Source organism: Pseudomonas sp. BIGb0381 (assembly GCF_024809815.1).
Lineage (GTDB): Bacteria > Pseudomonadota > Gammaproteobacteria > Pseudomonadales > Pseudomonadaceae > Aquipseudomonas.
Map to the genome: position 1 here is coordinate 15,102 of NZ_JANUEN010000006.1, position 25,643 is coordinate 40,744.

20 protein-coding genes and 1 pseudogene are annotated in these 25,643 nt (G+C 62.2%); 3 read left to right on the forward strand and 18 right to left on the reverse strand.

Going from position 1 to position 25,643, the window contains the following annotated elements:
- Positions 1-10: 10 nt before the first annotated feature.
- The 3 genes from gspF to M2397_RS17110 form a co-directional block, all read right to left on the reverse strand.
- Entirely contained in the window at positions 11-1,213 is a 1,203-nt protein-coding gene (gspF, locus tag M2397_RS17100; protein ID WP_145336251.1) for a type II secretion system inner membrane protein GspF, read from the reverse strand.
- On the reverse strand, positions 1,210-2,940 hold the full coding sequence (gene gspE / locus M2397_RS17105; RefSeq protein ID WP_184743040.1) for a type II secretion system ATPase GspE: 1,731 nt from the start codon (positions 2,938-2,940) through the stop codon (positions 1,210-1,212). Before gspE ends, gspF begins: the two co-directional genes overlap by 4 nt.
- 93 nt (positions 2,941-3,033) lie before the next feature.
- A complete protein-coding gene (locus tag M2397_RS17110) occupies positions 3,034-3,258 on the reverse strand; it encodes a hypothetical protein (protein WP_027607412.1) in 225 nt (74 codons plus the stop codon).
- Between the two features lie 507 nt (positions 3,259-3,765).
- Here M2397_RS17110 and M2397_RS17115 point away from each other — a divergent pair.
- Positions 3,766-6,516: a glycoside hydrolase family 3 protein gene (locus M2397_RS17115; RefSeq protein WP_259244130.1), complete on the forward strand. Its 2,751-nt coding sequence runs from the start codon at positions 3,766-3,768 to the stop codon at positions 6,514-6,516.
- A 49-nt stretch (positions 6,517-6,565) separates the two neighbouring features.
- Here M2397_RS17115 and M2397_RS17120 read toward each other — a convergent pair whose 3' ends face one another.
- From M2397_RS17120 to M2397_RS17185, 14 genes are all read right to left on the reverse strand, one after another.
- Positions 6,566-7,180 carry a TetR/AcrR family transcriptional regulator gene (locus M2397_RS17120; RefSeq protein ID WP_131698256.1) on the reverse strand — a complete coding sequence of 205 codons (615 nt, stop codon included), beginning with the start codon at positions 7,178-7,180 and terminating at the stop codon, positions 6,566-6,568.
- A gap of 62 nt (positions 7,181-7,242) precedes the next feature.
- Positions 7,243-8,034 (reverse strand): Fe(3+) dicitrate ABC transporter ATP-binding protein FecE, encoded by a 792-nt coding sequence (fecE, locus tag M2397_RS17125; protein ID WP_131698257.1) that lies wholly within the window; start codon positions 8,032-8,034, stop codon positions 7,243-7,245.
- 4 nt (positions 8,035-8,038) lie between these two features.
- Positions 8,039-9,007: an iron chelate uptake ABC transporter family permease subunit gene (locus M2397_RS17130; RefSeq protein ID WP_145336257.1), complete on the reverse strand. Its 969-nt coding sequence runs from the start codon at positions 9,005-9,007 to the stop codon at positions 8,039-8,041.
- On the reverse strand, positions 9,004-9,993 hold the full coding sequence (fecC, locus tag M2397_RS17135; RefSeq protein ID WP_259244131.1) for an iron-dicitrate ABC transporter permease FecC: 990 nt from the start codon (positions 9,991-9,993) through the stop codon (positions 9,004-9,006). The genes M2397_RS17130 and fecC overlap by 4 nt, the downstream gene beginning before the upstream one ends.
- 2 nt (positions 9,994-9,995) lie before the next feature.
- Complete coding sequence (locus M2397_RS17140; protein WP_259244132.1) at positions 9,996-10,916, reverse strand: Fe(3+) dicitrate ABC transporter substrate-binding protein; 921 nt, start codon at positions 10,914-10,916, stop codon at positions 9,996-9,998.
- Positions 10,917-11,056: 140 nt separating this feature from the next.
- Positions 11,057-13,462: a TonB-dependent receptor gene (locus tag M2397_RS17145; protein ID WP_259244133.1), complete on the reverse strand. Its 2,406-nt coding sequence runs from the start codon at positions 13,460-13,462 to the stop codon at positions 11,057-11,059.
- 122 nt (positions 13,463-13,584) lie between these two features.
- Positions 13,585-15,195: a gamma-glutamyltransferase family protein gene (locus M2397_RS17150; protein WP_131698262.1), complete on the reverse strand. Its 1,611-nt coding sequence runs from the start codon at positions 15,193-15,195 to the stop codon at positions 13,585-13,587.
- Between the two features lie 22 nt (positions 15,196-15,217).
- On the reverse strand, positions 15,218-15,997 hold the full coding sequence (locus tag M2397_RS17155; protein ID WP_092485926.1) for an amino acid ABC transporter ATP-binding protein: 780 nt from the start codon (positions 15,995-15,997) through the stop codon (positions 15,218-15,220).
- A gap of 2 nt (positions 15,998-15,999) precedes the next feature.
- Positions 16,000-16,776, reverse strand: coding sequence for an amino acid ABC transporter permease (locus M2397_RS17160; protein WP_259244134.1), 777 nt, complete (start codon positions 16,774-16,776; stop codon positions 16,000-16,002).
- A gap of 12 nt (positions 16,777-16,788) precedes the next feature.
- The gene (locus tag M2397_RS17165) at positions 16,789-17,595 is read right to left on the reverse strand and encodes an ABC transporter substrate-binding protein (protein ID WP_167656348.1); all 807 of its coding nucleotides are present in this window, start codon (positions 17,593-17,595) and stop codon (positions 16,789-16,791) included.
- A 65-nt stretch (positions 17,596-17,660) separates the two neighbouring features.
- On the reverse strand, positions 17,661-18,329 hold the full coding sequence (locus tag M2397_RS17170; protein WP_184743058.1) for a GntR family transcriptional regulator: 669 nt from the start codon (positions 18,327-18,329) through the stop codon (positions 17,661-17,663).
- Positions 18,330-18,583: 254 nt separating this feature from the next.
- Positions 18,584-19,021: a hypothetical protein gene (locus M2397_RS17175; protein WP_131698265.1), complete on the reverse strand. Its 438-nt coding sequence runs from the start codon at positions 19,019-19,021 to the stop codon at positions 18,584-18,586.
- A 57-nt stretch (positions 19,022-19,078) separates the two neighbouring features.
- The gene (locus M2397_RS17180; protein WP_145336260.1) at positions 19,079-20,362 is read right to left on the reverse strand and encodes an ATP-binding protein; all 1,284 of its coding nucleotides are present in this window, start codon (positions 20,360-20,362) and stop codon (positions 19,079-19,081) included.
- Positions 20,359-21,042: a response regulator transcription factor gene (locus M2397_RS17185; protein WP_259244135.1), complete on the reverse strand. Its 684-nt coding sequence runs from the start codon at positions 21,040-21,042 to the stop codon at positions 20,359-20,361. Before M2397_RS17185 ends, M2397_RS17180 begins: the two co-directional genes overlap by 4 nt.
- Positions 21,043-21,238: 196 nt before the next feature.
- On the opposite strand from M2397_RS17185, the gene bamA reads away from it, so the two are divergent.
- Entirely contained in the window at positions 21,239-23,605 is a 2,367-nt protein-coding gene (gene bamA / locus M2397_RS17190) for an outer membrane protein assembly factor BamA (protein ID WP_259244136.1), read from the forward strand.
- Positions 23,606-23,770: 165 nt separating this feature from the next.
- Complete coding sequence (locus tag M2397_RS17195) at positions 23,771-24,628, forward strand: lipopolysaccharide biosynthesis protein (RefSeq protein ID WP_259244137.1); 858 nt, start codon at positions 23,771-23,773, stop codon at positions 24,626-24,628.
- Positions 24,629-25,013: 385 nt separating this feature from the next.
- On the opposite strand, the pseudogene M2397_RS17200 reads toward M2397_RS17195, so the two are convergent.
- A pseudogene (locus M2397_RS17200) lies at positions 25,014-25,124 on the reverse strand (hypothetical protein); the annotation flags it as partial.
- Between the last annotated feature and the right edge of the window lie 519 nt (positions 25,125-25,643).

A 25,643-nucleotide genomic window follows, 5' to 3' on the forward strand; every position in this document is an offset into this window, starting at 1 on the left:
CCTTAAGGGTTCATATATTGCTGGTCAGGCTCATCAGCGGCAGCATGATCGCCAGCATGATCACCGCCACCAGCACCGCCATGACCACGGTCAGGGACGGCACCAGCGCGGCGAGCAGGCGGTCGATGCCGCGTTTGGCTTCGACGTCGAACACCTCGGCGACCTTGAGCAGCATGCTGTCGAGTTCGCCGGCCTGTTCGCCGACTTCAATCATTTGCAACGCCAGATCAGGCAGCAGCGGCTCGCTGCCGAAGGCGCTGGCCAGGGTGCCGCCGCCCTTGACCGACTCGGCGGCCTGGGCGACCTGGGCTTGCAGGGCGCGGTTGGTGCAGACCTGGCGGGCAATCACCAGCGCTTGCAGCAGCGCCACACCGTTGCTCAGCAGCGTGCCGAGGGTGCGGGCCAAACGGGCGGCTTCGACCCGTTGCAGCAACGGGCCGATGATGCGGATGCCCAGCACGCGGCGGTCATAGCGTTCGCGGCGCTGGGGATCGCGCAACCGCGCGGCCAGGGTCCATGCGCCGACAATCAACCCGGCCAGCACCGCCAGGCCGTAGGCCCCGAGGAATTGGCCGAGGCCCAGGATCACCTCGGTGATCAGCGGAATCGGCACGCCCAGGTCCTTGAAGATCGGCACGAACTGCGGCACCACGTAGGCCAGCAGCAAGGCCAGCGAACCGAGCACGCCGACCACCAGGAACGCCGGGTAGATCAGCGCGTTGATCACTTCGCCCCTGAGCAACTGGCTGCGCTCCAGGTAGTCGCTGAGCTGGCGCAGGGTGTCTTCGAGGGCGCCGCCCGCCTCGCCGGCGCGGACCATGCTCAAGTACAGCGGCGAGAACTGGCCGCCCTCCGCCTCCAGCGCCTTGGATAACGGCTGGCCGGCCTTGACCTGTTCGCGTATGCGCTCGATCAACGCACGGGTCTGCGGCTGGCCGGGCTGCTTGAGCAGGATGCCCAAGGAACGCTCCAGCGGCTGGCCAGCCCCCAATAGCGTGGCCAACTGTTGAGTGAAGCTGACCAGCGCCGCGCCGTTCAACTGGCCCCGGCCAAAGGCCTTGCGCAGGCCCTGGGCACCCGCCACTTCGATCTGCAACAGCAACAAGCCGCGCTTGTGCAGCGCGGCGACGGCGGCGTCCTGGTCCTTGGCTTCGAGGGTGCCGTTTTGCGCCTGGCCCTGGCTGTCGAGGGCGCGGTATTTGAACAGGCTCATGCGCCCTCTCCCCGGGTGACGCGCAGCACTTCTTCAAGTGACGTGACACCGGCCACGGCCTGGCGCAGGCCTTCTTCATGCAAAGTGCGCAGGCCGCCACGGCGGGCGGCCTGTTCGAGGGTGGCGGCGTCGGCCTGGCGCATCAACAGGCTGCGTAGTTCGTCGTTCATCACCAGCAGTTCGGTGATCGCACTGCGGCCGTGGTAGCCACCGCCCGGCGCATCGGCGCGGGGGCGATAAAGCATGATCGGGCGCTGCTCGGTAAACCGGTCGAGGCCGTGTTCGGCAATCAACTCCGCAGGGGCTTCGAAGGCTTCGCGGGTGGCCGGGTCCAGACGCCGCACCAGGCGCTGGGCGAGGATACCGTTGACGGTCGAGGCAATCAGGTAGCTTTCGACGCCCATGTCCAGCAAGCGCGTGATACTCGCCGCCGCGCTGTTGGTGTGCAGGGTGGAGAGCACCAGGTGGCCGGTGAGGGACGACTGGATCGCGATGCGGCAGGTTTCCAGGTCGCGGATTTCACCGATCATGATCACGTCCGGGTCCTGGCGCACGATGGAGCGCAGCGCGCCGGCGAAGTCCAGGCCGATGGCCGGTTTGACCTGGATCTGGTTGATGCCCTCAAGCTGGTATTCCACCGGGTCTTCGACGGTGATGATCTTGCGCTCGGCGGTATTGAGCCGCGACAGCGCGGTGTACAGGGTGGTGGTCTTGCCCGAGCCGGTGGGCCCGGTCACCAGCAGGATGCCGTGGGGCCGTTCGAGCACTTCGAGGAAGGTTTCCAGGCGCTGGCCATCAAAGCCCAGGCTCTGGAAATCGAACTGCACGGTCTGGCGGTCGAGCAAACGCATGACCACCGATTCGCCAAAACTGGTGGGCACGGTAGACACCCGCAAGTCCAGCTCCTTGCCCTGGATGCGCAGCATAATGCGCCCGTCCTGGGGCAGGCGCCGCTCGGCGATGTCCAGGCGCGCCATGATCTTCACCCGCGAAATCACTGCCGCCGAAGAACTGGACGGTGGGGCTTCGGCTTCGTGCAGCACGCCGTCGATGCGGTAGCGCACCTTGAGCTGGTTTTCGAAGGGTTCGATATGAATGTCCGAGGCGCGATTCTCGACTGCTCGCTGCAGGATCAGGTTGACCAGGCGAATCACCGGCGCTTCGGAGGCCATGTCCTTGAGGTGTTCGATGTCTTCGAGGGCGCCGCCCTGTTCGTCGAGGTTTTCGATCAGGGTGCCCATGGCCGAACGGCCCTGGCCGTAGTAACGCTCGATCAGGGTTTCGACTTCGTTGCGCGGCCCTACCGCCAGCCACACCGGCACGCCGCAGGCATAGGCCATGGCCTGGAACGGGTAGACCAGCGACGGGTTGGCCGCCAGCACCCGCAGGCCGCCCTGGCTCCAGCCCACGGGCACCACTTGATAGTGGCGCATGAAACGCTCGGTCAATACCGGCAATGGGTCCAGCAGCGGCGGCGCAGCATCGGCCAACAGCAGCGGTGCGCCGAGCAGGTCGGCCCAGGCACGGGCCAGTTCCACTTCGGAAACCAGCCCCAGGCGCGTGAGCAGACCCAGTAATTCGGTGTCACCGCCCTCCTGGGACAGGCGCCGGGCACGCTCCAGGTCAACGGTTTTCAACCCAGCGTGTTGCATCAGCCACGCGCAGACCTGTTCGGTGTGCGGGATGTGCAGTTGGCAGGCATCGATGGGCGTTGAAGGGCTGGGCATGGGTAAAAATCTGAGGGGCGATGCTCTAAAGGGCTATGGGAAACTCTTGTGGGAGGGGGCAAGCCCCGTCCCACAGGGGAGCGCATTTCCCCGTTAGTTCGAGGTCTTCGGCGCGGCCTGGCTGCTGCTCAGCGGCCGCCCACCCTTGGTGGTTTCAGCCTTCTGCTTTTTAACCGCCTTGGCATCGTGAGCCTGGGTCAACACCGTGGAATCGGCAGCCCCGGATTTCGCATCGGCGTCGGTGGACTCCGCCGCCATCGCCGCGCCACTTAGCGCAACACCCAGAACAACACCGGCACCCAACAGGGAAATCTTCATCAACTTTCTCCAGATCAAAAACAGCAGATAGCCCAAGTGGCGCCTTGAACTCGATCAAGACCCTACACCAAAGCGTTGTGTATGACAGCTTGTGTAAACATGGCACTTTAGAACTATCGAGCAATGCCACTAGTTGGCCATGACTCGACAAATTTCCTTAAACCAATCGACTGGTAGGTTTAGTCTTAGTTCCTGAACGTAAGAAATTATTTCTTATTTCACGCAAAAATTAGCTTTTGTTTGACTTCCAAGCGCAAGAATTGCCTTAATTATGCGGTTTTCGCGGTTCAAAATGCCATATCGTGATATCGCTTAGACACTACCCACAACAATAACTAATACAATTTTTACACTAATAGAACTGCGAAATTCGCCAAATAGTTGCAATTAGCCATCGGTTAAAAATTGCGATCACGGGCAACTATTGCCCAGAAAAAAGTGACGAGGTGCGGTGCAACTCGCACTTCTCGGCGCGCCATGTTTACTGAACTGTTGTCGGAGAGACCCATGAATAAACGCAAAATGATCGGTGCACAGTCGGCATTCGCCCTGCTGGCACTGGCCGTGTCCCAGGTGCATGCGGCCACCAGTCCTGCCCTGGATGAAGGTCGGGTAAGCCGCGCGGAAAAAGCTGCGGACAAGACCCTGGCGAAGATGACCATGGAAGAAAAACTCGCCTACATCGGCGGCACCGGGGGCTGGGACGTCAAGCCACTGACCCAGTACGGAATCCCGCAGATTCACGGCGCCGATGGCGGTGTGGGCGTGCGCTACACCAGTGAAGGCAACGCGCAGGGCGTGGTTTACCCGTCGGGGCCGAACCTGGCCGCCAGCTGGAACCCGCGTCGCGCCATCGACCTGGGCCGTGCCCTGGGCTACGACACCGCCAGCGGTGGTTATCAGTTCGTCACCGGGCCAGGGGTGAACCTGTACCGCATGCCATACAGCGGCCGGGCGTTCGAGTACCTGTCCGGTGAAGACCCGTTCCTCGGCGCCAGCCTGGGGCCGGCGGTGATCAACGGCATTCAGTCCCGTGGCGTGTGGGCCAACGCCAAGCATTTCGCCGCCAACGACCAGGAAAGCAACCGCTTCCACCTCGATGAAATCATCAGCGAGCGCGTGCTGCGCGAGATGACCCTGCCGCCGTTCGAGTCCGCCTCGAAGAACAGCAAGGTCGCGATGATGATGTGTGCGTTCCAGAAGGTGAACGGCGAGTTCGCGTGCCAGAACAAGCACCTGATGCGTGACATCCTCAAGACCGAATGGGGCTACCCAGGCTTCGTGCAGAGCGACTACAACGCGGTGGTCGACGGCTTGCCGGCGGCACAGGCGGGTACCGACCTGGACATGATGGGCTACCAGATGAACAGCACCATCCTCAAGCCGTACCTGGACAGCGGCGAGCTGAGCAGCGCGACCATCGATGACAAGGTGCGCCGCATCCTCAAGCAGATCTACCTGTACAAGTTCGACAGCAAGGCGCCGCTGACCAGCCACAACATGAACAGCGCCACCAGCAACCGCGTGGCTCTGAACGCCGCGCGCGAAGGCATCGTGCTGCTGAAAAACCAGAACAGCCTGCTGCCGCTGGACGCCAAGAAGGTCAAGCGCATCGCCGTGGTCGGCACCCTGGCCAAGTACGCGCCGCCTACCGGTTTTGGCAGCGCCAACGTCATGGCCGCCAACTACATCAGTGAGCTGAGCGGCTTGCAGCAACTGGCGCCGGGCGCCAAGGTCGATTTCATCGACGGGCTGTCCCTGGACCCGGCCACCTCGACCTGGACCCATGCCGACAGCAATGGCAACAGCGTCAAAGGCTTGAAGACCGAGTTCTTCAGCAACACCAACTGGTCCGGCGACCCGGCCGCCAGCCGCACCGACACCCATGTCGACCTGGACTGGTCCACCGACAGCCTGCCGGTGAACGGCGATACCGCCGCCACTTCGATCCGCTACAGCGGCCAGATCACCCCGACGGTCAGCGGCGAGCAGGTGTTCAAGGTGCGTGCCGACGGCGCCGTGCGCCTCTACGTCAACGGCAAGAAAGTCCTCGACAACGGCGACGGTAAGCCGCTGCCGAACAACAGCATTCCGCCGACCATCCCGGTGTTTGCCAAGGTCAACCTGGAAGCCGGCAAACCGGTCGACATCAAGCTGGAATATTCACGCCGCAACGGCTACCTCTCGACCATGGGCGGCCTGGTCGGCGTGCAGATGAGCTGGGCCTCGCTGGTGGCACCGCAGGACCTGGCCAAGTACGACGCGGTACTGGTCGCGGCCGGTAACAGCAATGAATACGAAGGTGAAGGCTTCGACCACAGCTTCGACCTGCCCGAGTACCAGAACCTGCTGATCCAGAGCATCGCCAAGGTCAACCCGAATACCGTGGTTACCCTGCACGGCGGCACCGGCCTGAAGATGAGCGACTGGATCGACCAGGTACCGGCCGCGCTGCATGCGTTCTACCCTGGGCAGAACGGCGGCCAGGCCTTGGCGGAGATCCTGCTGGGCAAGGTCAACCCGTCGGCCAAGCTGCCGATCAGCATCGAGCGCAACATCGAAGACAACCCGATCTACGCGACCTTCCCCAAGTTTGACAACCAGGAAACCCTGGCCGAGATGAGCTACAAGGACGACCTGTTCCTGGGCTATCGCGGTTATGAGAAAAAGGGCATCAAGCCGCTCTACCCGTTCGGCTACGGCTTGTCGTACACCACCTTCGGCTACAGCAACATCAGCGTGACCCCTGGGGTGGCGGTGGCCGGTGCGCCGATCAAGGTGTCGTTCGACCTGGCCAACACCGGCAAGGTCGCGGGCGCCGAAGTGGCCGAGTTGTACGTGGGCCAGAACAACCCGAAAGTCGAACGTGCGATCAAGGAACTCAAGGGCTACAAGAAGGTGTTCCTCAAGCCGGGCGAGAGCAAGCGCGTGACCATCGAGCTCAACGATCGCTCGCTGGCCTACTACGACGTGGCGAGCAAGCAATGGGTCGTGGATGCCGACAGTTTCAACCTGTCGGTGGGCGCGTCGTCCCAGGATATTCGCCTGAACGCCAAGCTGGTCAACCCGTTCCGCCAGGAACTGTCGACCACCACGAGCAACCCGCTGCCGCGCTCGGCGCTCAACTCGACGCTGCGTGAATCGACGGTGAAGACCGGCGGTGTGCTGCATCAAAATGAAGGGGATAGCGGCACCAGCGACGGTGATGGCTATGACATGAGCGATGACAGCAGCCAGGGCAGTGCCACCGGCAACTGATCCTTGTGGGAGGGGGTTTGCTCCCTCCCACATGTTGACTGTGTTCGACTCAGGTTCTGATGGCTGCCTCGACCCGTGCGATGTAGCTGTCAAACCGCGCCACCAGGTCCACCTGCTCCGGAAAGCGCAGCCACTGGATCTGCAGGCCGTCCATCATGGCCAGGATTTCTTCCACCAGCCCGGCGATGTCCACATCACTGCGCACCTCCCCCGCTGCGACCAGGTCGGCAAACTGCCCCTGCAAGCGCCGCTGGATCCCCGCATAACGCTCCTGGAACCACGCCCACGCCGGTTGGGTGTCGAGCAGACTTTCGGCATTCAAAATGGTAAACGCGCGCACCACCCCCGGTGCGGTGGCGTTCGAACGGTTGATCGCACGCAGGCTGCCGAGCAACCCGGTCAGGGACTTTTCGGCGCGCACTTCATCGGCGATTCGTTGATTGACCTCATCGCGACGTTGCAGCACGCCCATCAATAATGAAATTTTGCTGGGAAAGTGATGCAGCACACCGGCCACGGAAATACCGACGATGGCCGCCACCTTTGCCACTGAAGCGCCGCTGTAGCCCTCCAGGGAAAATACCTGCAAGGCCGCGTCCAGCAGCTCTTCGCGGCGTTTTTCACCTTTGGGGGCGCGGCGGGTCTTGGGGGTGGGCTCGGTCATGGGGACATCCTTGTGGGCAGGCTTGCACCGTATCCAAATTGCCCCTGGGCCGCAAATAAAGCTCAGGCTTGAGGTCGGGTACTTTTCTCGACCAGGCACATGGGGGTGCCGGCCACCGGCTCCCGCATGATCTGCACCTGCACCTCAAACACCTGGCGCATCAACTCCGCACTGATCACCTCCCCCGCCGCGCCATCGGCCACCAGCTTGCCAGCGTGCATCACCGCCAGGTGGTCGGCGTAGCGGCAGGCCTGGTTGATGTCGTGGAGCACGGTGATCACGGTCTTGCCTTCGGCGGCCAGTTCGCCCATCAGGTCGAGCAGTTCGACCTGGTGGCTGATGTCGAGGTAGGTGGTGGGTTCGTCGAGCAATACCACAGGTGCGTTTTGCGCCAGGACCATCGCCAGCCAGGCGCGTTGGCGTTGGCCGCCGGACAGGTCCGCCAGGGCGCGGTCGGCCAGGTTGTCGAGTTCAAGGCGTTGCATGGCTTGGGTCACATGGGCCTGGTCATTGCCGCTCAGGCGTCCCCACAGCGAGTTGTGCGGGCTGCGGCCATAGGCGACCAACTGGCGCACGCTGACGCCTTCGGGCACCGGCAGCACTTGGGGCAGGAATGCAATGTGTCGGGCCAGTTGGCGGGCGGACAGGCTGGCGTAGGGCTGGCCGTCCAGGCTCAGCTCGCCTTGCGTGGGCTTGAGGATGCGCGCAAACGCCTTGAGCAAGGTGGACTTGCCGCAGCCATTGGGGCCGATCAACGCGGTGACCTTGCCCGCCGGTGGCGTGAACGACAACCCCTGCACGATGGGGGTGGCGCCGTAGCCGATATCCAGCGCGCGTGCTTGAAGAATACTCATGTGATCAGCCCTTGAACCGTGCCAGTAACCAAAGAAAATAAGGTGCGCCAATCACCGCTGTAAGCACCCCGGCGGGGATTTCGCTGGGCGCGATCAGCGTGCGCCCGAGGGTGTCGGCCAGCACCAGCAACAGCGCGCCGATCAGCATCGCCGCCGGCAGCAGGTACTGGTGATGCCCACCGACCAGGCGCCGTGCCATATGCGGTGCGACTAAACCGATAAAGCCGATCGGCCCGATCACGCCCACGCCCAGGCTGGTGAGCAGCACCGCGCAGGCCATCGCCAGCCAGCGCGTGCGGTTCAGTGCGGTGCCCAGGCTGTGGGCCGCCTCATCACCGAGGGCGATCAGGTTCAACGGCTTGGCCAGGCACAGCCCCAGCGGGATCAACACCAGGAACGGCAGCACCAGCGCCACATGGTGCCAGTTGCGGCTCCACAGGCTGCCGGTGAGCGCGAGCAAGGCGGTGTTGATGTCCAGCGGGTGGGACAGGATCAGAAACTCGGTAACGCTGGACAAGGTCACCGCAATCGCGACCCCGGACAACGCAAAACGCACGCCGGAAAAACTCACGCCGGTGTTGTACAGCGCCAACAGCAACGCACCACCCGCGCCGCCCAGGCAGGCCACCAGGGGCAGCCAGGCAATCGGCAAATGCGGCCAGCTGATGATTGCCACCGTCAGCGCGAGCCCCGCACCTTGGGTGACACCGAGGATCTCCGGCGAGGCCAGCGGGTTGCGAATCACGCCCTGCACAATCGCCCCGGCCAGGCCGAATGCGCAGCCGGCGAGGATCGCGATCAGGCTGCGTGGCAGGCGGTGGTTCCAGACTTCAAAGTCGAGGGCGTCATGGGCCAGCAGGCGCTCCAGCACCGTTTCGGGCGTGAGCCACAAGGTGCCGGCACTGAGGCTGACGAACGTCGCCAGCAGCAACAAACCGAGCAGCAACCAGAGGCGCAATCGTGGCTGGGTCATAGGGCACGCCTGGCGAGAAAGAGGAAGAACGGGGCACCAATCAGTGCCGTGACCACCCCGGCCGGGGTTTCCACCGGGAACGCCACGGCGCGGCTGAGCAGGTCGGCGCCCAGCACGATCACTGCGCCCAAGGCGGCACTGAGTGGGATCAGCCAGCGGTAGTCATTACCGAGAAACTGGCGAAGGATATTCGGCGCGATCAACCCGACAAAACCGATCGGCCCGACCGCGCAGACACTCGCCCCCACCAACAACAGGCTGGCGACGAACACCTGCAAGCGCAGGCTGGCGATGCCCACGCCCAACGAGCGCGCGGCGTCTTCGCCGAGGTTGATCAGGTTCAGGCGTGGCGCGCACCACAACGCCCACACGCCGCCGATCAAGGTGCACGGCCAGAGCAATTGCACCTGCGCCGCACCGACGTTGGCCAGGGAACCGGCCAGCCAATTGAGCACGCTTTGCGCCTGGGCTTCGACCAGGATCACCGTGAGCCGGGTCAAGGCAGCACACAACGCGGCGACGGCCACCCCGGCCAACACCAGCCGACCTTGGGCCGTGGTCGGCGACCAGGCACCGCCGAGGCTGAACACCGTGACCCAGGCCAGCGCGCCGCCCAGGCAGGTCATCAGCAAGGCACCGCCGGCAAACGGCGGCGCGACCAACCCCGTGGAAAACAACGCAAGCCCCAACGCCGCGCCCGCCGTCACGCCGAACAGCGACGGCGATGCCAGACGGTTGCGGGTGATGCCCTGCATCAGCGCCCCGGCCAAGCCCAGGCAGGCGCCCACCAATGCCGCGCACACCGCACGCGGCACGCGCAACTGGGCGACGATATAGGCCATATTGCCGCCCACGCTGCCCTGATGCATCAGGCCATTCCAGGCGTCGGCCGCCGTGAGGGTGAACGGCGACCAGCTGTACAACGACAGCCAGAACAACACGGCGCCCAGCACTACGATGCCGACTGCGGCCAAACCACGGCCCATGCTTATTGGCTCAGTACGGCTTTGCCGCCCTTGAGGATCGCCAAGGCGTCCTCGGCGATCTGCTCCGAGGCCAACACGCCACGGTTGCGCGCCCAGCTGTCACCGTCCACTTCGGCCACCTGCTGGTGACGCACCGCGCCCAGCACTTGCCACAGCGGCTGCTTGCTCCAGCTGTCGACGATACTCGGGCGGCGATAATGGCCGACCAGCAGCCAACCCGGATCGAGGGCGAGCAGTTGTTCAAGGCTGACGAATTCGGTCGGGGCGGCATTGGCGCGCACCGATGGCACTTTCAGGCCGATGGCTTGCAGCACGCTGCCGGCGTAGGAGTCGGGGCCGTGCACGGAAAAGCTGTCTTCACGGGCGACACCGAACAACACGCTGGCACCGGCGGGGATCTGCTGGGCGACTTTCTTCAGGTTTTCACGGTTCTGCGCGATGCGGGCTTCCATCTGCGGGCTTTTGCCCAAGGCCTTGCCGATCAGCTCGGCGGACTTGAGGCTGCCCTCGTAGTCCTCACCACGCGAGGGCAACAACAGGGTCGGCGCGATGCTTGCCAAGTCGCTGTACAGCGCCTGGTGGCGGTTGAGGTCGGCCACGATCAGGTCCGGCTTGAGCCGCGCGATTTCTTCGATGCTCGGCTGCGAACGCAGGCCCACGGATTTCCATTGGCCGATGCCCTGGCGCACACGCGGCAGCACGCGGGTGGCGTCGCCATCATCGGCGGCGCCGACGGGGGTCACGTCAACGGCAGCGAGGCTGTCGAGAAAAGAGAACTCCAGTACCACCACACGCTTGGGCGCATCGGGTAGATGCACCGCGTGCTGGCCGTCATTGAGGTCGATGGGGGCAGCGCTTAGCAGGCTGGAAGAGAACGCCAGCAGGCAGGCAGCAAGGGTGGGGATGGAGCGCAGCAATCGCATGGAGGTACCTCGGCGTTAAAACACCCCAACTGGACGGGCTGGGGAAAACGGCGGCTACTATTCCATATCGGGGCGGCGTGATCAAAAAACATTCTCATTTGTGGGAGGGGGCTTGCCCCCTCCCACATTTTTAACCGCGTCTAGAAGTCGACGGTGGCAGACAGCAGGTAGGTACGTGGGGTCGACAAGGTCAGCCCCGGCTCGCTGTCATCCGACGCGCCGGCCGAACTCCAGTAGCGCTTGTCGGCGACGTTCTCCACGTTCGCCCGCAGGGTGATGTGCTTGTCATCGACCTTGAAGGCGTAGCGGGCGCCCACGTCGATGCGGTTCCAGGCGTCGATTTCCTTGACGTTGGACTGGTCCAGGTATTGGGAACTGGAGTGGATGCCTCGACTGGTCAGGGTCAGGCCTTCGAGGGTCGGTACATCCCACTCGGCCCCGAGATTGACGTTGTACTTGGGCGTGGCCGGCGCGCGGTTGCCGTCCCAGGCGCCATTGGTGGTGTCCTTCAATTTGCTGTCGATGTACATCACACCGCCGAGCAAGCGCACGCCCTTGAGGGGCTCGCCGAACACGCTCAGCTCCGCACCGGTGTTCTCGCGCTTGCCATTGGGGCCGAACAGCCGCGACGTGGCGTTGGTCTCGTAGGCCGGTTGCTTGATGCGGAACACGGCGGCGGTGACGGCGAAGGCACCGGCATCGTACTTGGCGCCCACTTCCACCTGGCGGCTGATAAACGGCGGGAAGATCTGGTCTTCGTTGCGCGACGTGGACGGTGCGATCTTGCCCTGGCTCAACCCTTCCATGTAGTTGGCGTACAGCGACAGTTTGTCGGTGGCCTTGAACAGCAGGCCACCCGAAGGCGAGATCTTTTCTTCGTCGTAGTTGGTCTTGCCTTTGATGCCGTCGCTCCAATCGTCCACGATCACTCGCTGCCAGCGCGCACCGAGGGTGAGCAACAGGCGGTCATCGAAGAAGCCCAGGGTGTCGGACAAGGCCACGCCGCTGAATGTGTTCTCGGTGTACACCTTCGCATCCTGGCGTGTGGCCACAGACGGCGTCGGGGTTTGCACGGGGTTATAGAGATTGCTCGATGCGTTGGCATAACGCGCACCGCCGTTGGTGAAGTCCATATAGAAGTAGCTGGCGGCCAGGTTGACCTCATGGCTCACCGGCCCGGTGTGGAACCAGTTACGCACGCCGGCCGTGGCGGTGCGGACGTTTTCATCGCGGGTGAAATCCCGTGGCGATACGGTGAACGCGCCCGCTGCGTTGCTGACCGACACCGCATGACGCAGGAACTCGTGGTTACTTTTACGCGCGCCGACACCGCCGTAGAGCATCACCGAATCGCTGAGGTCATATTCGGCGTTCACCGTACCGAAGGTGTCCTTGGTGCGGGCCTTGCTCCAGGACTGCGCGTAGTTGCGGCGTACATCGTTGGCGCTGGGCACCGGCGCGGCAGCGGCGACTTGCACACGTTCCTGCGGCGCATCGGTGTCGCGCTCGGTGCGGCCGATATCGGTGGAAAGGCGCAGGCGCTCGCCACGAAAATCCAGGCCCAGCACGGCCATCTCACGGTCGACGCTCTGGTGGTCCCATTCGGTATCGCCGGACTGCTTCACGCCGTTGAAGCGCAGGCCGAATTTGTTGTCCTCACCAAAGCGCCGCCCCACATCCACGGCGCCACCGGCCTGGCTGTCGGAGGCCCAGGTGCCGGTGAATGAGGTGATGTCCTTGTCGGTGGCACGCTTGGGCACCACGTTGATCCCGCCGCCCACGCTGCCGCGCGGCGAGATGCCGTTGATCAACTGGGTGGGGCCTTTGAAGATGTCGACGCGGTCGGCCATTTCCATGTCGATGGTGTAGGTCGGCAGCACGCCGTACAGGCCGTTGTAAGACACATCACTGTTGAACAGGCTGAAACCGCGAATGGTGAACTGTTCATAACGCCCGCCGGCCGGGTTGGTGGCGCGTACCGACGGGTCGCTGGCGATCAGGTCGCCGAGGGTGCGCGCCTGCTGGTTTTTCACCGCGTCCTGGGTGTAGGTGGTCATGCTGAACGGCGTTTCCATGAAGTCACGGGTGCCCAGCAGGCCTTGCGAACCACGTCGCGCCACCTGGCCACCGGCGTAGGTGTCGCCGTCGTACAGGCCAGTGGTGCCGAGGATGGACGTGGGCGCCAGCTCCAGGCTGCCGCCCTCCGGCACCGGCACCAGCATGTAAGCCTGCTCCCCCATGGGCTGCAACTGCAGGCCGGAGCCTTGCAACAGGCGGGCAAAGCCCTCTTCCACGCCGTATTCGCCGGATAAACCACTGCTGCTGCGCCCGCTGACCAGCGCCGGGTCCACCGACAGGTTGACCCCCGACAGCCCGGCAAAACGGGTCAACGCCGCACTCAGGCTGCCGGCAGGTACTTGGTAGCTGCGGCGCGCGGCGCTGTCTTCGGCATAGCTGACGGGGACGAACAACGGGCTGGCGCTGAGGCTCAGCATCAGGCTCAGTTTGAGCAACGGGCGCAAGCGCAAGGGTTGGACTGCGGGCATTGGAAGAAGCTCTCGATTTTGTTCACTTGCCTGTAATGACAGGCGAGGTGAAAAAAGGGGACAGGCTTCAACCAACTTTTTTCAAAATGGCAGGGCAATGGCGGCGCCATGCCCTGCTTTGGCTACCATACCGCGATATGGGAATCCGCACGCGGTTCGGTGCCGCCGCACAGCACGCCGCTGACCGGGTCGCGCAGGATGATCTGCCCACGGCCGTAGTCAGTGAGGTCGCTGGCGATCTGCACCTGGTGACCACGCCGGGCCAGGGCATTGGCCAGGTCGCGGGAGGCGCCCTGCTCGATGCCGACCTTCATGTCGCCCAGCCATTGCCAGCGCGGCGCATCCAGTGCGGCCTGGGGGTTGAGGCCGAAGTCCACCAGGTTCATCACCATCTGTACGTGGCCCTGGGGCTGCATATAGCCGCCCATCACGCCGAACGGGCCAAGGGCCTGGCCGTCCTTGGTGAGGAAACCGGGGATTATGGTGTGGAAGGTCTTCTTGCCTGCTGCCAGGCAGTTGGCGTGGGTCGGGTCGAGGCTGAATTCCTGTCCACGGTTCTGCAGCGCAATGCCGCTGTCGGGCAACACCACGCCGGAGCCGAAGCCGTGATAGTTGCTCTGGATGAACGAGACCATATTGCCTTCGGCGTCCGCCGTGGCCAGGTATACCGTGCCGCTGGCGTGCGGGTCACCGGGCTTGGGCGCCTGGGCCTGCTCGCCGATCTGGCTGCGACGGCGGGCGCTGTAGTCGTCGCTGAGCAGGTCGGCCACTGCCATGCGCATATGCAGCGGGTCGGTGATGTAGTGCAGGCCGTCGCTGTAGGCGAGCTTCATGGCCTCGAGCTGGCGGTGCCAGGTCTGTTGGCTGTCGCGGTGATCGAAGGTGAAGCCTTCCAGGATGTTCAGCGCCATCAGCGCCACCAGGCCCTGGCCGCTCGGAGGGATTTCCCAGACGTCGACACCGCGATAATTGATGTGGATCGGGTCCACCCACTGTGCGCGGTAGTCCTTGAGATCACTGGCGCGCAGGTATCCGCCGGTGGCCCGTGAGTGGGCGTCCAGGCGTGCGGCCAGGTCACCGCGATACAGGCTTTCGCAACGGCTGGCGGCCAGTTCTTCCAGGGTGCGCGCCTGGGCCGGGTTGCGGAAAATCTCGCCCGCTTGGGGTGCGCGCCCATCGATGAGGAACGTGTCGAACCAGGCTTGCAGCACTTCATCGCGGTGCGGGCTGAATTCGTTCAAGGATATCTGCCATTGGTGGGCAACCACCGGTGACAGCGGGAAACCCTCGCGGGCCAGGCGGATGGCGGGTTGCAGCAACTCGTCAAACGCCAGCTTGCCGAAGCGTTGCGACAGCTCCGCCCAGGCCGATGGGCAGCCGGGCACGGTCACCGGGGTCCAGCCGTACAGCGGCATCCGGTCGTGCCCGGCAGCCTTGACCGCCTCGACACTCAAGGCGCCCGGCGCATGGCCGTTGCCGTTCAGGCCATGCAACTGGCCCTTGCACCACACCAGGGCAAACGCATCGCCGCCCAGGCCGCAGCCGGTGGGCTCCACCACCGTGAGCGCGGCCGCCGTGGCGATGGCCGCGTCGATGGCGTTGCCGCCCTTTTGCATGATCTCGATACCGGCCTGGGCGGCCAGGGGCTGGGACGCCGCGACCATGCCACGGCGGGCAAATACGCTCTGGCGCTGCGACGGATAGGGGTACTCGTGAGCAGAAAATTTCAACATGGCAAAGGCTCTTCAAAAAAAGTCATAACACACGGCTGAGAAACGCCCGGGTACGGGGATGACTGGGGTGGCTGAAGATCTGTTCCGGCGGCCCTTGTTCGATGAGTTCGCCCTGGTCGAGTACCACCACGCGGTCCGCCACTTCCCGGGCAAAGCCCATTTCATGGGTGACCACCACCATGGTCATGCCCTCCTCGGCCAGCTCTTTCATCACCTGCAGCACCTCACCGACGGTTTCCGGGTCGAGGGCGCTGGTGGGTTCGTCGAACAGCATGGCCTGAGGTTTCATGGCCAGGGCGCGGGCGATGGCGACCCGTTGCTGCTGGCCGCCGGAGAGCATCGACGGGTAATGGCTGGCCTTGTCCGCCAGGCCGACCCGCGCCAACAGGCCACGGGCCTGTTCCAGTGCTTCGGCACGTGGCGTGCCGAGGACCTGGATCGGTGCTTCGATGATGTTTTCCAGCGCCGTCATGTGCGGGAACAGGTTGAAACGCTGGAACACCATGCCGATGTCGCGGCGCTGGCGGGCGATGTTGCGCTCCGAGTCGCGTACCAGGCTGCCGTCGCTGCGCTCGCGGTAGCCCATGGCGCGGCCGTTGACGCGGATGCGGCCGCCCTGGATGTCTTCCAGCAAATTGATGCAGCGGATGAAGGTGGTCTTGCCCGAGCCCGAGGCGCCGATCAGCACCACCACTTCTCCGCGTCGTACTTGCAACGAGATGCCCTTGAGAATCTGCAGCGCGCCGAACGACTTGTGGATGTCCAGCGCTTCGATGATCAGTTCGTCACTTTGGTGCGCCATGGTTATCGTCCCCTCAGCAGTTTCAGGGTGCTGCGCCCGAACATGCGACTGGCTGCCGGTGGTGGCGCGGAAGGCCGGTCTGACTGGCTGAAGCGGGCTTCGAGCCAGCGCTGGAAAAAGCCCCAGAGGGTGGTCAGCGTCAGGAAGTACAAGGCAACCACCAGGTACAGCTCGAACACCCGGAAGGTGGCCGAGGTGATCATCTGGGTGCTGAGCAGCAGTTCCTGCACACCGATCACGCTGACCAGGGTGGTGTTCTTGAGCATCACGTTGAACTCATTACCCAGCGGCGGCACGATCACCCGGAACGCCTGGGGCAGCACGATGCGTCGCATCAACTTGGCGAAGCCCATGCCCAGGGAGCGCCCGGCTTCATATTGGCCCTTGTCCACCGCACCGATACCGGCACGGATGATCTCGGCCATGTAGGCACCTTCGTTGAGGCCCAGGGCAATGATCGCCGCCTGGATATTGCCGGGGACGATCAAACCGAACAGCTCGATATCCTCAAAGCGGAAAATCCCGCCCGCCGCCAGTGCCGTGTACAGAAACACGATCTGCACCAGCAGCGGCGTACCGCGCATCAGCCACACATAAAAACGCACCGGCAGATGCAACAGCGGGTTCTTCGACAAGCGCAACAACGCCGCCGCCAGCCCCAGCGCGCAGCCCAACAGCATCGCCAGTACGCTGATCACGCACGTCAGCCACAGCCCCGTGAGGTAAACCCCACTAGGCTGCAGCAGGTACTGCCAGAACACATCCCAATTGAAATTCATTGTTGTAGAACCTCAGTCGAGTGTGTCGCTGCTGACATGCCATTTGTTCAGCAACTGCACATAGCTGCCATCACTGCGCATGTCGCTGATCACCTGCTGCACGGCGGCGGTCAGTTGCGGGTCGTCCTTGCGTATGCCCAGGCCGGTGAGGATGCGGCTGAACGCCGGCACGCCCTCCTGGAACAGGTCCGGGGCCATTGCTGCGTAGTAACCGGCGGTTTCCACGGTGGTGCCGTAGGCGTCGACCTGGCTGATACGCAGGGCCTGGAAGGCATCGGTGTCGGTGTTGTAGACCACCAGTTTCATCGGGGGCTTGCCGGCCTTGGCCAGGCTTTCATTGTGGGTATCGAGCAGGGTCTTGATGGTGGAGCCGTTGAGCACCGCAACCTTGTGCGCGGACAGGTCATCCAGCGCCTTGATGCCCTTGGGGTTGCCCTTGGGCACCACCACCGACTGGCTGGAATACATGTAGTTGACGATGTCGATCACCTGGCGCCGCTCGGGTTTGTCGAACAGCTGGTCGACGATCATGTCGCACTGCTGGGCGAGCAACGCCGGCACCAGCCCAGAGAACGGAATCACCCGCCATTGCACCTGCTTGTCGCCCAGGCGCCTGGCGATTTCCAGGCCCAGGTCGACGGTGAGCCCTCGGGGTTTCTGGGCTTCGTCGAAGGACACCAGGGGCGGGGAATCCATCCCCGAGCAATAGACAAGTTTGTCGACTTTTTGCAGACGATCCGGCACTTGAGGCGCAGCAAAGGCCCCTTGTGCGCAGAGACCGAAGGAGACAGCCACCAGCAAGGCGCGGCATTTATGCATGACCAGACACTCCAGTTCGTTGAATAACGGGGCAGGGCTCAACGTCAAAACACAGCGGGTGTTTCTTATTGTTCGGTTTGCAGGAACTGGATCAGTGCCGGCACGGTGCCTTCGATGTGTTCGCGTACCACTGCTTCGGCACGGGCGGCGTCACCGGCACGAATCGCGTCGAGGATCACCGCGTGTTCCTGGCGGGCGCTGAGGGGTTTTTCACCGTGCTGCAGCCACAGGCGCATGGGTGCCTCGACCAGGGAGTACAACGCCGAAATCTGTTTCATCAGGCGCGGGCGGCCGCTAAGGCTGCATAGGTATTCATGGAACGCGCGATGGCGGCTGACCCAGGCGGCGCTCTCATCGCGGTAGTCGTCCATCGCGTCGAGCATGCGCTCCAGGGCCGCGAGTTGACGCTCACCGATACGGCCGACGGCCACGCGCACCGCCAGGCCTTCGAGGGCGCTGCGCATCTCGAACACTTCGTGCAGCTCATCGATATCCAAACCGCTGACGATCGCGCCACGGTTGGGTCGCAGGGTCACCAGGCCCTGGGCGTCCAGGCGGCGGAAAGCTTCACGCACCGGCATGCGGCTCATGCCGATCTCGCTGGCGATGTCTTCGGCGATCAGCCGGTCACCCTTGCGGTAGCGACCGCTGCAAATGGCATCAAGCAGAAAGTTGTAGGCCTCCTCCTCGGCAGTGAGGGGCTGGCGGTCAACGTAAGCGGAAGCGAATTGCATCGGCAGCACCTTTTGAATTTTTGTATCCAATTATCCACGAATACAAAAAGCAGGATGCGTGCCAACGGCTTCGGAGAGGAGCCAAGTGATTGATTCAGATCGGATAGAAGGGAAAAAGCTGGCGCTGGCGTTGAAAAGTCGCGTGGGAATTTGCTACCCAATGACGCAGAAGACGCCCCATTGGTGGGCGGAAGTACCCAGCGGGACGTGGGCGAGATGCTTTTGCTTGAGGCGAATGCAGCCCACCGTTGGCGTTATGGCTCGGCCGAATAGATGACGGTTTGCGCGCTGTTTTCGGCAACCGCTCGGCGGGTGAAATAGGTGTCGCCTTCGTCGGTGAGGATCTCGTAGTCGGCCTTACGGGCCGGGCTGGCGTGTTTGATGATTTTCAGCACGCGCTGGAACTTCACGCTTTGCGTGCCGTTCTGGTTAGGCCCGGTGAGCACATTGACGCTTTGAAACCAGCCGGCGTGCTGCTTGTTACTCACCAACGTGTGGGTCATCGCCTCGAAACGTTCCAACCGCGTGAAGCCCCACAGGGTCTGTTCCTCGACCGTGGCGCCCGGCGTAGCGGCGCCGGTAAACACAAACAGATTGATCGCCGGGCTGTCTTCGCAAAAGAAGTCGTAAGGGACCAGGCCGTCGACCATTTTCCTGCCGGGCACAAAGCCCTTTTTATGCACCTGAAACATCGCCACCTCCACTCAATCAAGGGTGACAAGTCTAATGAGGCGCGACGTACAGGGCGGTCAAGCCAATGTAATGTCGTGTAAAGATCGCGCACTGTGCAGGGTGATCTCCACCGTCAGCCCACCGCCCGGCTCGTTGCGCGCGAGGATGTTGCCACCGTGCATTTGCACGGCCCTCGCAGCAATGGCCAGCCCCAGGCCAAACCCCACGCTGGCGTCGCCCACTCCACGCTCGAACGGCTGGAAAATGCTGCGCAGCCGGTCATTGTGGACGCCCGGTCCTTGGTCGGTGATCTGCACCGTGAGGCGGTTCGCGTCAGGGTTGACCTGCGCCGACACGCCCACGGTGGTGTCCGGCCGGGTGTAGCGCACGGCATTGCGGATCACGTTCTCGAAGCAGCGGTACAACAACTCACCGCTGACGCAGGCGATAAACGGCGGGCACGCCTGCAGGTGCACGCGACAGCCTTTGATGCCCGCTTCGAACTGGGCATCGTCGACGATCATCGCCAGCAATTCGACGATATCCACGGGCTCGCGCTCAATACTTTCCGGGCGGCCCTGCAGGCGCGCCAGGGTCAGCAACGCTTCGATCAGGGTGTCCATGCGCTCGGATTCACGCTCGATGCGTTCGAGCATTTCCAGGCGAGCGGCGTCCTGGCGCAACAGGCCGATGGCCGCCTGCATGCGCGTCAGCGGGGAACGCAGTTCATGGGAGATGTCGTGCAGCAGCTGTTGCTGGGCCTCCACCAGCACCTTCAACTGGTTGGCCATGCGGTCGCAGTCTTCCGCCAGGTCGACGATTTCGTCGCGACGCTTGCCCATGGCGGGCTTGACCCGGGTTTCGAAGCGTCCCTGGGCCGCATCGCCCATGGCGCGCTTCAGGTAAGCCAGGGGCCAGGCCAGGTAATAGGCCATGTAGCCGCTGAACAGCGCACTCATCAACGTGCCGATGATCAGCGGGATCTGGTGCCAGGGCCGGTCGGGCGGGTTACCGGGTGCGTGGGTCGACCTGATCGAAAGCGCCAGGCCTTCCTTGCTGACGACCGCTCGCTCATAGACCGGCTGCGCCACGGGCCCACCTATCAGCAATTGACCGGCACTGTTGTAGACGCCGATGGCCTCATCCGCCGGGCGCTCCCACACCGCCAGGAGCTGGCCGCCCGCCTCGACACCGAATTGTTGCAGCAGCTTGTCTTCGGCCGCCAACATGGCTTCAACATGCGGGTCATTCGGCTGGAAACGGCCCAGTTCAAGCACGCCGACGCCCACCAGGAAGGTCAAGGTGGTCGCCAGCCAGAAGGCCAGGAACAGTTTCCAGAACAGCAGGCTGGGCCGGGTCATTCGGCAATCAACAAGTAGCCGAGGCCACGTACGCTCTGGATCCAGGCCTTGGTGTCCGGGCGCGGCCCGAGTTTTTGCCGGATGCTGCTGATATGCACGTCAATGCGCCGGTCGTAGCGGGTCAGCGGGCAACCGAGGGCATTGAGTGAGAGTTCCTTTTTACTCACCACCTGGCCGGCGCTGCGGGCCAGCTCTTCCAGCAGGCTGAACTCGGTGCTGGTCACGCCCAGCTCGAGGCCGTTCCACAGCGCTTGGCGCTTGCCGGGCCACAACACCAGCGCGCCGGTCGTGATCACTTCGGTGGTCGGCTGGCCCATCGGCTGCACCCTGCGCATGATGGCGCGCAGGCGCGCGACCAGTTCACCGGGGGAGCTGGGCTTGGGCACATAATCATCGGCGCCGAGTTCCAGGCCGGTGATGCGGTCGATGTTGTCGCCACGGGCGGTGAGCAGCACTACCGGCACCTGGCTGACGACGCGGATGCGCCGGAGCACCTCGATGCCCGAGCGCTGGGGCAGCATGACATCCAGCACCACAATGTTGTAGCGCCCCGACAGCGCCTCCACCTCGCCCTCCTCCCCCGTGTGCACAGCCGTGGCCTCAAAGCCTTCGCGCGCGAGGTATTGGCTCAGCATGTCAGTCAATTCCTGGTCGTCGTCGACCAACAGTACGCGGATCATCTCGGGCTCGTCAGTGGGGGGGTGCGCATTATCGGCCCGGCATCGGTATCCCAGGCCAAACTTTACCTAACTTGACATTCGGTTAACCGCACCAAACGCCCCTCGCTCGTATGCTGGATGTTCACCAGTCTGGCCGCGCGGCGAGTTGTCCATGCGTGCCGGCGCTGCTTGTCGATGTGTTCTGGAAAAGATCTTGATGAATTTTTCGCGCCTGCTCTGCTCGGTTGCGCTGCTGCTCAATGCCTCACTGGCACTCGCCCAAGGCTTCAAAATCTCGGATATTCGAATCAACGGCCTGCAACGGGTCTCTGCGGGCAGCGTGTTCGGGGCGTTACCCCTGAACGTCGGCGACGAAGCGGATGACCGGCGCCTGGTGGACTCGACCCGCGCGCTGTTCAAGACCGGTTACTTCCAGGACATCCAACTGAGCCGCGAAGGCGATGTGTTGATCATCAATGTAGTCGAGCGTCCTTCGATTGCCAGTATCGAGTTCGAGGGCAACAAGGCGATTGCCACCGATGACCTGATGAAAGGCATGAAGCAATCGGGCCTTGCCGAGGGCGAAATTTTCCAGCGCGCCACCCTGGAAGGGATACGCAACGAGTTGCAGCGCCAGTACGTTGCCCAGGGCCGATACTCGGCGTCGGTCGACGCGCAGGTGGTGGCTCAGCCGCGTAACCGTGTGGGCTTGAAAATCAAGATCGATGAAGGTGAAGTGGCGTCGATCCAGCACATCAACGTGGTGGGCAACACGGTGTTCCCCGACGATGCCCTGATCGACCAGTTCACCCTCAAGACCAGCAACTGGCTGTCGTTTTTCAAGAACGACGACAAATACGCACGGGAGAAGCTGTCGGGGGACCTTGAACGCTTGCGTTCCTATTACCTGGACCGTGGCTATATCAACATGGATATCACCTCGACCCAGGTCTCGATGACGCCGGACAAAAAGCACGTCTACATCACCGTGAACATCCAGGAAGGCCAGAAATACACGGTGCGCGAGGTGAAGCTCAGTGGTGAGCTGAAAGTCCCGCAGGACCAGGTCCAGTCCTTGCTGCTGGTGCAGAAGGGCCAGGTGTTCTCACGCAAACTGATGACCACCACCTCGGAGCTGATTACCCGCCGCCTGGGCAATGAAGGCTACACGTTCGCCAACGTCAACGGCGTGCCGCAGGCCCACGATGAAGACCACACGGTTGACGTCACGTTCTCCGTCGACCCCGGCAAGCGGGCCTACGTCAATCGCATCAATTTCCGCGGCAATACCAAGACCGACGACAAGGTGCTGCGGCGGGAAATGCGCCAGATGGAAGGTGGCTGGGCGTCGACCTATCTGATCGACCAGTCCAAGGTGCGCCTGGAGCGCCTGGGGTTCTTCAAGGATGTGAACGTCGAGACACCTGCGGTGGCGGGCATCGACGACCAGCTGGATGTGAACTACGCCGTGGAAGAACAGGCGTCCGGTTCGATTACCGCCAGTGTCGGCTTTGCCCAGAGTTCGGGGCTGATCCTCGGCGGCTCGATCACCCAGAACAACTTCCTCGGCACCGGCAACTACGCCAGCCTGGGACTGACCCGCTCGTCCTACCAGAGCAAGTACAACATCGGTTTCACCGATCCCTACTTCACCACCGACGGGGTGAGCCTGGGTTACAACGCGTTCTACAGCAAGACCGACTACAACAAGTACTACGATGACGGGGTGTCCTATTACGCCATCAATAGTTTTGGCCTGGGCGCCACCCTCGGTTACCCGATCAATGAAACCTCGCGCTTAAACTTTGGCCTGACCGTACAACACGACAGCATCGAACCTGGCACCTACAGCGCCGACGAGATCTACGACTTTATCGAGCGCGAAGGCAAGGAGTTCACCAACTTCAAGGCCAACCTTGGCTGGTCGGAGTCGACCTTGAACAAAGGCGTGCTAGCGACTCGCGGGCATTCGCAAAACCTCAACCTGATGGTGACGGTGCCCGGCAGCGACCTGAGTTTCTACAAAATCGACTACACGGGGCAGACGTTCCTGCCTGTCAGCAACAACACATCACTGCGCTTTCACACCAAGCTCGGCTACGGCAGCGGCTATGGCTCCACAGACGGGCTGCCCTTCTATGAAACCTACACCGCCGGCGGCGAAGGCACGGTGCGCGGCTTTGAAAGCGGCACTCTCGGCCCGCGCAACACCCCGGCTACCGGTGCCTACGCCAGTGCCGGGCAGGCGTACTACTCGGATCGGGACACCGAGTCGCTGGGCGGCAATATCCTGATTACCGGCGGCGCGGAATACCTGTTCCCGGTGCCCTTCATCAAAGACAACAAATCCGTGCGCACCTCATTGTTCTGGGACGTGGGGACGGTGTATTCGGACAAGTGCTACCTCAGCACGACACAGGGCTGCGGCAGCGTGGACCTGGGCCAGATGGCCAGTTCGGTGGGGGTTGGAGTGACCTGGTACAGCCCGCTGGGACCTCTGAGTGTGAACTTGGCGTATCCGATTCGCACGCCGGAGAACGCGGACAAGCAGGTGTTTCAGTTCTCCATGGGGCAGACGTTTTAAAGGGGGTGGCGTGTTGATGCGTTTCCCCCTTCTGGGAAAGGCCCTACACAGATACCGGACGTCTGGTGAAGCCGCGGTTATGTATTCTTTTTTATAAAGGAACTCTGCTGTCGAGCCCTGGTCGGCTGATGTATGTATTTTCCTTTCACTACGCGGATAGATCGGATGAAACAGACGCCCTTCGTCGAGGCCAAGCCTGTTGCCGACAAAAAGCTGGCTGTGTTTGCACCCGTGTCAGCGCCGTGGCGTTCAAGCGTACCCTCACTGACCCTGCACGATTTTGCTGCCTGTCGGAATGCCGAGTCAGGTGCGGTTTTTATTATTGCTTCCGGCCCGTCAGCCAAATCATTTCCCCTCGAAAAATTTGCACACGTCCCCATGATTACCATGAATGGGGCGATTTCGATGTTTATGAATACCGGCATCAAACCGAGTTTTTACGCCTGCACGGACAGAAGCTTTTCCACACAACAGCCGGATTTATTCAACTACGCCATGGCGGTCAGCCAAAGGGTCGCGCTATGGGAAGACCATGCGCGATCATCCCGCGTTCCTCCAACCGGGGAGTTCTACCCGTTATCCAAGGCTACAAAACCGTCGTGGCTCGATGTGGCGCTCGGGAGACAAAAAGAGTTGGTAACCGATCACTCCTTGATCACCTTTCGGAAACGGCCGATCGGGTTCAGCAAGGACATGAGCCAGGGCTTTTTTGATGCTCGAACCGTGGCCTACCTGGCGATACAGCTGGCATTTCACGTCGGGTTCTCCAAGGTTTTTCTGGTTGGAGTCGACCTGAACGAAAACTCGGGAAGGTTTTACGAAACGAAAGACTCCATAAACTCTCCCTGCGGGCTCGACCAGCACTATGACACCCGCATACTTCCGTCGTTTGAGTTGATGTCCAAGAAAGTCATGGGGGATGACTTCATGGTTTACAACTTATCCGATATTTCGAAAATTCCGGACGGCGTCATTGCGCGTGTAACCGTTGCGCAAGTGGAAGCGATGCTCCAAAAGCCATGAAGCAAGGGAGGTTGATGATTAGGAGCTGCCTTGAGTGTCGCCGGAATCGAACTCGACATTGCCACAGTCAATTATCCACGGTTGACGCGAGCCCTTAGCGACTGGCGCCCTTTCACATACCTTTCACAGTCGAGCGTCTAGGGTTAACCCAGCTCCTGGTGAACATCCCTTTAAGCCCGCACTCCCCATCGCGGGCTTTTCTTTGCCTGGGATTTAATCGTGTAAAACCAGGTCAATGCCGGGCCTCCAAATGACGTTTGTATGACGGCGACGCCCTTGATGACGTACTGACGTTTCATCGGTCAAACAGGCTCCTTTCAAAGCGCCTCGGCCCAGCCGCGCAGCACGAACTTCTGGATCTTGCCCGTCGAGGTTTCCGGCAACGGGTGGCTTCGGGATTCTTCAGGTAGCCCTTCATTACTGTGTTGCCGCGCATGAGGATTTCACCAACGCTGACCCCGTCGCAAGGCACCGGTTCCGGGGTCTGCTGATCGGCGGCAGCCTGTGGTTTGATACTGCACTGGAAAAATGCCGCTGCCGTTGATCTAACTTATAGCTAAGACCGTACTAACGCAGCGGCACGTTATTGAATGCAGATTTAATTAAGACTCAACTTATCGGCTGAACCGAATCATCTATTTAATCCGTGAAATACACTACAACTCGTGAGCGACATTATAAGCAGGGTGAATACCCGCACAAAAAAGCTATGAACCTTACTGTTTCACCGCGTTAGCCATTAGTCGAATACTGCCTCCCGCGAGCAGGGCCTTATAGTGCGCAGCCTAATCCCCCCCTATTGAAATAGTTTTGAGTATTTTTAATGTCCCTCAAGCCCCCCACACCGAATGCACTTGCGATTAATGAGGAGCTATTGCATTTAATACAAGCAACCGCTAACGCCCAAACGGCCTGGATGACAACCGTCAACCATTTGGAAGCAGCCTGTGATGACGTCTGGCTCGCGCGCATGTGGGAAGTCGAGAACCTGGAAAACCAATACAGGGCCTGCCAG